The organism is Bacteroides sp. OF04-15BH, assembly GCF_003477995.1.
In the GTDB taxonomy this organism is placed as follows: domain Bacteria; phylum Bacteroidota; class Bacteroidia; order Bacteroidales; family Bacteroidaceae; genus Paraprevotella.
Genome location: NZ_QUEM01000071.1, coordinates 1 through 4,582, shown reverse-complemented (window position 1 = coordinate 4,582; position 4,582 = coordinate 1). Strand labels below are relative to the sequence as shown.

Genomic DNA, 4,582 nt, shown 5'->3' with positions numbered 1-4,582 from the left:
AACCTGTTGGCGGAATTAAATATGTGCAAATTTAATTCCGCCAACAGGTTTTTGTATTCTTTCCTTTATTGAATTTATAGTCTGCATTACATTAGTATAAAAAATATACTTGGTTATTAAAATAAATTATTTACCTTTGCATTCCGGATAAAATACCGTATTTAATCAGTAAGAATATTCATTTTTATTATAATTCATGAAAAGGTCAACAATACAAGACGCCATGTTCCCGGGTTGCCCTGTAAGGAATATCCTGGCAAGATTATGCGACAAATGGGCATTGCTTGTTATTTATATCCTGGACAGATCAGGCAAAGAGAACATGCGTTTTACGGAATTGAAACAACAAATGCCGGATATATCTCAGAGAATGTTGTCAATGACACTCCGTACACTAGAAGAAGACGGATATCTTACAAGAACAATATTCTCAGAGATACCGCCAAGAGTGGAATACGCTCTTACAGAAAGAGCAAAATCACTGAAGCCTATCCTCGATTCACTACTCCAATGGTCTATCGATAATATGGATGATATTATGAGTGACCGTAAAAAAACAGCCTCAGTTAATGGGTGATAGTTTAATTTTAATAATGTCATAAATAATGAAAGCAGCACAAATCAAGAAATACACAAAAGAATTTAAGGTTTCCGTAAATGAGGTTCCAACTCCAGAACCAAATGAAAATGAAGTTATTATCAAGGTTATGGCTGCCGCTGTAAATCCTTTGGATATTCTTCAACTGACAGGAAGTGTCAAACTGATACAAGATTACAGAATGCCTCTGACATTGGGGAACGAGTGTTCTGGTATAGTGGAAAAGACGGGTAATAACGTAAAAAACTTTAGTGCAGGTGACCGTGTATATACACGACTTCCAATAAACAGGATAGGTGCCTTTGCTGAATATGTTGCTGTTGATCATGAAGCATTGGCTAAAATGCCGTCAGGCTATGACTTTATAACTGCGGCTGCAATACCACTGGCAGGTCTGACAGCCTATCAGGCACTGGTTGAGGAACTTGAAGTTCAGGCGGGAAAGACATTGCTGATTACAGGTGCTTCCGGCAGCTTCGGACAAATTGCCGTACCCATAGCCAAGTCAATGGGACTTCATGTTATCGTAACCGGGAATACACGTTCCAAAGATAAACTTATTAAAATGGGAGCAGACCAATATATAGACTACAAGAGGGAAAATTATTGGGAAGTCCTCTCCGATATCGATTATGTGATTGATACTTTGGGGGCAAATGAGTTTGAGCATGAGTTGTCTGTCCTGAAAAAAGGAGGACGGTTGCTCAGTTTGAGAACTGCCCCCAACAAGATGTTTGCAAAACGAAACGGTTTTTCATGGCTGAAGAGAGTGCTGTTCACACTTGCCGGAAATAAATACGATTCAGCTGCCCGTAAACAAGGTAAAGAATACCGCTTCATGTTCGTCCGTTCAAGTGGTGATCAGCTTAAACAAGTAACGGAGATAGCGGAAAAATGCCATATCCAACCTGATATTGAGTCAAGAGTATTCTCTCTGACACAGATAAATGAAGCACTTGAACTTATGGCCCATGGAAAACTGAACGGAAAGATTATCATTAAAATGTAATGGAGGATATAGAAATGTGCAAAAAATTACCTATACCTATAATCGAAACAATAAAAAAACGCTGTAGTGTACGTACCTATCAGGATAAAGTTCTTGAACCGAATGTAAAAGAATTGCTTCAAGACTACATGGACAGTCTTGAAAATCCTTTTGGAATGCCGGTGAAGAAATATATTATCGATAGGAAGTTGGCTTCCGAAGGTGAAAAACTCGGTACATACGGAGTGATAAAAGGAGCAAGTACTTTTATGGGTATTTCTATTCCAGATATAGAACTAGCCCATGTGGCTGCCGGATACGAGTTTGAGAATCTGATTCTGGAGGCAACAGCATTGGGATTGGGTACAGTTTGGCTGGCAGCAACATTCAACAGAGATGGCTTTGCTTCTGCAATGAGAATTCCCCAAAACGAACTGTTTCCGGCCATTTCACCGGTCGGATATCCGGCAGCAAAACGCAGTATGACGGAATCGCTAATGAGGACTGCCATGCGCTCTTCCAGCCGAAAGGAATGGAGCAAATTATTTTATCTGGATAATTTTCAGACTCCTCTTCACAAAGATGAAGCGGGAGATTATGCTGAACCTTTGGAGATGCTCAGACTGGCACCCTCTGACAAGAACACACAACCTTGGCGCGTGTTGAAGTCGGGCAACGGCTATCATTTCTATGTAACATACAAATCCGGAATTTCAAAAGGCGAGGAAATCATCAAAAGAGTTGATGTCGGTATTGCTTTGTCCCATTTCCATCAGACAACTCTGGAGCTTGGCTTGAAAGGATATTTTAAGCAGGCAGAACCTGAAAAGATTGAACTGCCCCAGAACACTTATTATATTACCACCTAGTATGCGGAGTAAAAACGGAAAATAAAGGAGATAGAAGATATGAAAATTTATGAAATAACTTTCAGTCCGACAGGCGGAACAAAGAGAGTTGCTGACTTTCTGTCAAACGAATTAAGCCGAGACATTACAGATATTGATTTGTCTAACGGAAATGAAAATCTTAATAAATACTCATTGACAAATGAAGATACAGTCATAATTGCCGTTCCATCCTATAGCGGCCGTGTACCTTCCACTGCCGCAGAACGCATAGCAAAGATTCAGGGCCATGATGCAAAAGCAATCATAGTTTGCGTATATGGTAATCGTGCCTATGAAGACACCTTAGCAGAACTTCAGGATATTGTGCAGCAAGCCGGATTTATAGTAATATCAGCTATTGCAGCTGTTGCAGAACATTCTATTGCTCACCGATATGCCACGAACAGGCCGGACAAGGACGATTACGGACATTTAAGAGTGTTTGCAAAGCAGATTGGAGATAAACTGAGGAAAAATGATTTTTCCACTCCCACAATACCGGGCAACAGACCCTACCGAAAAGCAGCTAATGCAGGTATAGTACCTAAAGCAACAAAAGCATGTACCCAATGCGGTCTATGCGCTTCCAAATGTCCGGTAGGAGCCATCGACAAGAACAATCCGGAAAAAGTGAACAAGAAAGCCTGTATCTCTTGCATGCGATGCGTCACAGTGTGTCCCCATCATGCAAGAAAGGTGAATGGATTGCTTCTTGCTATCGTTAACATGATGCTTAAGAAGGCTTGTAGTATAAGAAAAGAATGTGAGCTGTATATCTGAAATACAGCTTGAGTACACCTCTGAAAGTTATTGACATACATCTGAAGCAAATAAAAATCCCTGACAACAACAAAGTTAAAACTATATCATTGTCAGGGATTCCAATTTATGAGGTAATCGTCATTTTATAAAAGATTCTCACGTTCTGTTATCTCAGCATCCGTCATCGTATAGCCTTCCAGGCTTCCATCTTTTGCCTGAATACAGATATAAGTCATCGGTTCAGTTGAAGTGCATTTTAAGTTACGGTCACATCCTGGTGATACACGTATAATTGACCCTTCTCCAATCTCGAAAACTTCATCATCTACCTGAAATTTCCCTGTTCCTGACAGGATAATGTAGTTTTCCTCATTGTTCTTATGGTTATGAAAGAAAGGTACTGATACCCCAGTCGGTAATGTACCCAATGAGATCTCGCATGAAGTAGCCTCTGTAGCTTCTTTTACAAACTGCTTTCCTTCAAACCTCTTGATGCAACCTATTGTTGCGTGAGCATACTTTTCGCCCTTGTTCATAATTTTAATGTTGCTCATATTTTCTGTTTTTATAAAGTTGATTAACTTTGCATGATAAACTTACTATCGTTTAGATAGTGCAAAGCTAGTTATTTTTATATTGATAAACAAGAAGTTACAAAAACGTAACCCACTTACTTTAAGGTAATTATTATTAAAAATGAACAGTTTACAACTACAAGAAAATCTCAAAAAATATACTCGTATAGAGGATTGCCCTATCCGTAATGTCCTGTCACGGTTTTCTAGTAAATGGGCCATGCTCATATTGTGTGTACTTTCTGAAAATGAAGCAACGCGCTTTAATACGATAAGTAAGGCAATTCCGGATATATCGCCTAAAGTACTGACGGAGACATTAAAGAATCTTGAAGCTGACGGATTGGTTAAAAGAAAACTCTATGCTGAAATCCCCCCAAGAGTAGAATATTCATTGACAGATGTGGGCCAAACTTTGATTCCCATACTGAACGACCTCATATCTTGGGCATTAGATAATTATGCATATATATCAAGACGTAAGAAAAAATAAATATTGATTAAACACAGATTCCAACATCAGTCAAAAAAAGTACAGATATGTGCCAGACTGTTCTTTATATTAGTATATGAGAATGGTATCAGCATCCGTCTGACAATACTTCTGAATATGTTTAATTATAGTATCTCTGTTTTCAATATTAATTCCATTTCATTGCTTTTACAGATAAAGCCAAGAGAAGAATACAGATGCTTGCCATATTCACTACTATTTAGCCATAGTTTTTTTAACCCGTTGGCGGAATTAATTTAGCGCATACTTAACCCT

6 protein-coding genes are annotated in these 4,582 nt (G+C 38.8%); 5 read left to right on the top strand and 1 reads right to left on the bottom strand.

Going from position 1 to position 4,582, the window contains the following annotated elements; genetic code table 11:
* Window positions 1–196 precede the first annotated feature (196 nt).
* From DXA74_RS15680 to DXA74_RS15665, 4 genes are read left to right on the top strand one after another with little or no spacing between them, the layout of a single operon-like run.
* Window positions 197–577 (top strand): helix-turn-helix domain-containing protein, encoded by a 381-nt coding sequence (locus DXA74_RS15680; protein ID WP_118529059.1) that lies wholly within the window; start codon window positions 197–199, stop codon window positions 575–577.
* Between the two features lie 28 nt (window positions 578–605).
* Window positions 606–1,607 (top strand): NADP-dependent oxidoreductase, encoded by a 1,002-nt coding sequence (locus DXA74_RS15675; protein ID WP_118529057.1) that lies wholly within the window; start codon window positions 606–608, stop codon window positions 1,605–1,607.
* Window positions 1,607–2,455 carry a nitroreductase family protein gene (locus tag DXA74_RS15670; RefSeq protein ID WP_199666212.1) on the top strand — a complete coding sequence of 283 codons (849 nt, stop codon included), beginning with the start codon at window positions 1,607–1,609 and terminating at the stop codon, window positions 2,453–2,455. The genes DXA74_RS15675 and DXA74_RS15670 overlap by 1 nt, the downstream gene beginning before the upstream one ends.
* Before the next feature lie 39 nt (window positions 2,456–2,494).
* Window positions 2,495–3,256, top strand: coding sequence for an EFR1 family ferrodoxin (locus DXA74_RS15665; protein ID WP_118529055.1), 762 nt, complete (start codon window positions 2,495–2,497; stop codon window positions 3,254–3,256).
* A 125-nt stretch (window positions 3,257–3,381) separates the two neighbouring features.
* Here DXA74_RS15665 and DXA74_RS15660 read toward each other — a convergent pair whose 3' ends face one another.
* Window positions 3,382–3,792 carry a cupin domain-containing protein gene (locus DXA74_RS15660; RefSeq protein WP_118529053.1) on the bottom strand — a complete coding sequence of 137 codons (411 nt, stop codon included), beginning with the start codon at window positions 3,790–3,792 and terminating at the stop codon, window positions 3,382–3,384.
* A gap of 142 nt (window positions 3,793–3,934) precedes the next feature.
* On the opposite strand from DXA74_RS15660, the gene DXA74_RS15655 reads away from it, so the two are divergent.
* Complete coding sequence (locus DXA74_RS15655; protein WP_118529051.1) at window positions 3,935–4,306, top strand: helix-turn-helix domain-containing protein; 372 nt, start codon at window positions 3,935–3,937, stop codon at window positions 4,304–4,306.
* Window positions 4,307–4,582: the final 276 nt, after the last annotated feature.

Excerpts from the sequence above, each read along its gene's own strand:
- DXA74_RS15665 (WP_118529055.1), top strand. The coding sequence starts at position 2,495 with ATGAAAATTTATGAAATAACTTTCAGTCCGACAGGCGGAACAAAGAGA.
- DXA74_RS15670 (WP_199666212.1), top strand. The coding sequence starts at position 1,607 with ATGGAGGATATAGAAATGTGCAAAAAATTACCTATACCTATAATCGAA.
- DXA74_RS15660 (WP_118529053.1), bottom strand. The coding sequence starts at position 3,792 with ATGAGCAACATTAAAATTATGAACAAGGGCGAAAAGTATGCTCACGCA.
- DXA74_RS15680 (WP_118529059.1), top strand. The coding sequence starts at position 197 with ATGAAAAGGTCAACAATACAAGACGCCATGTTCCCGGGTTGCCCTGTA.
- DXA74_RS15655 (WP_118529051.1), top strand. The coding sequence starts at position 3,935 with ATGAACAGTTTACAACTACAAGAAAATCTCAAAAAATATACTCGTATA.
- DXA74_RS15675 (WP_118529057.1), top strand. The coding sequence starts at position 606 with ATGAAAGCAGCACAAATCAAGAAATACACAAAAGAATTTAAGGTTTCC.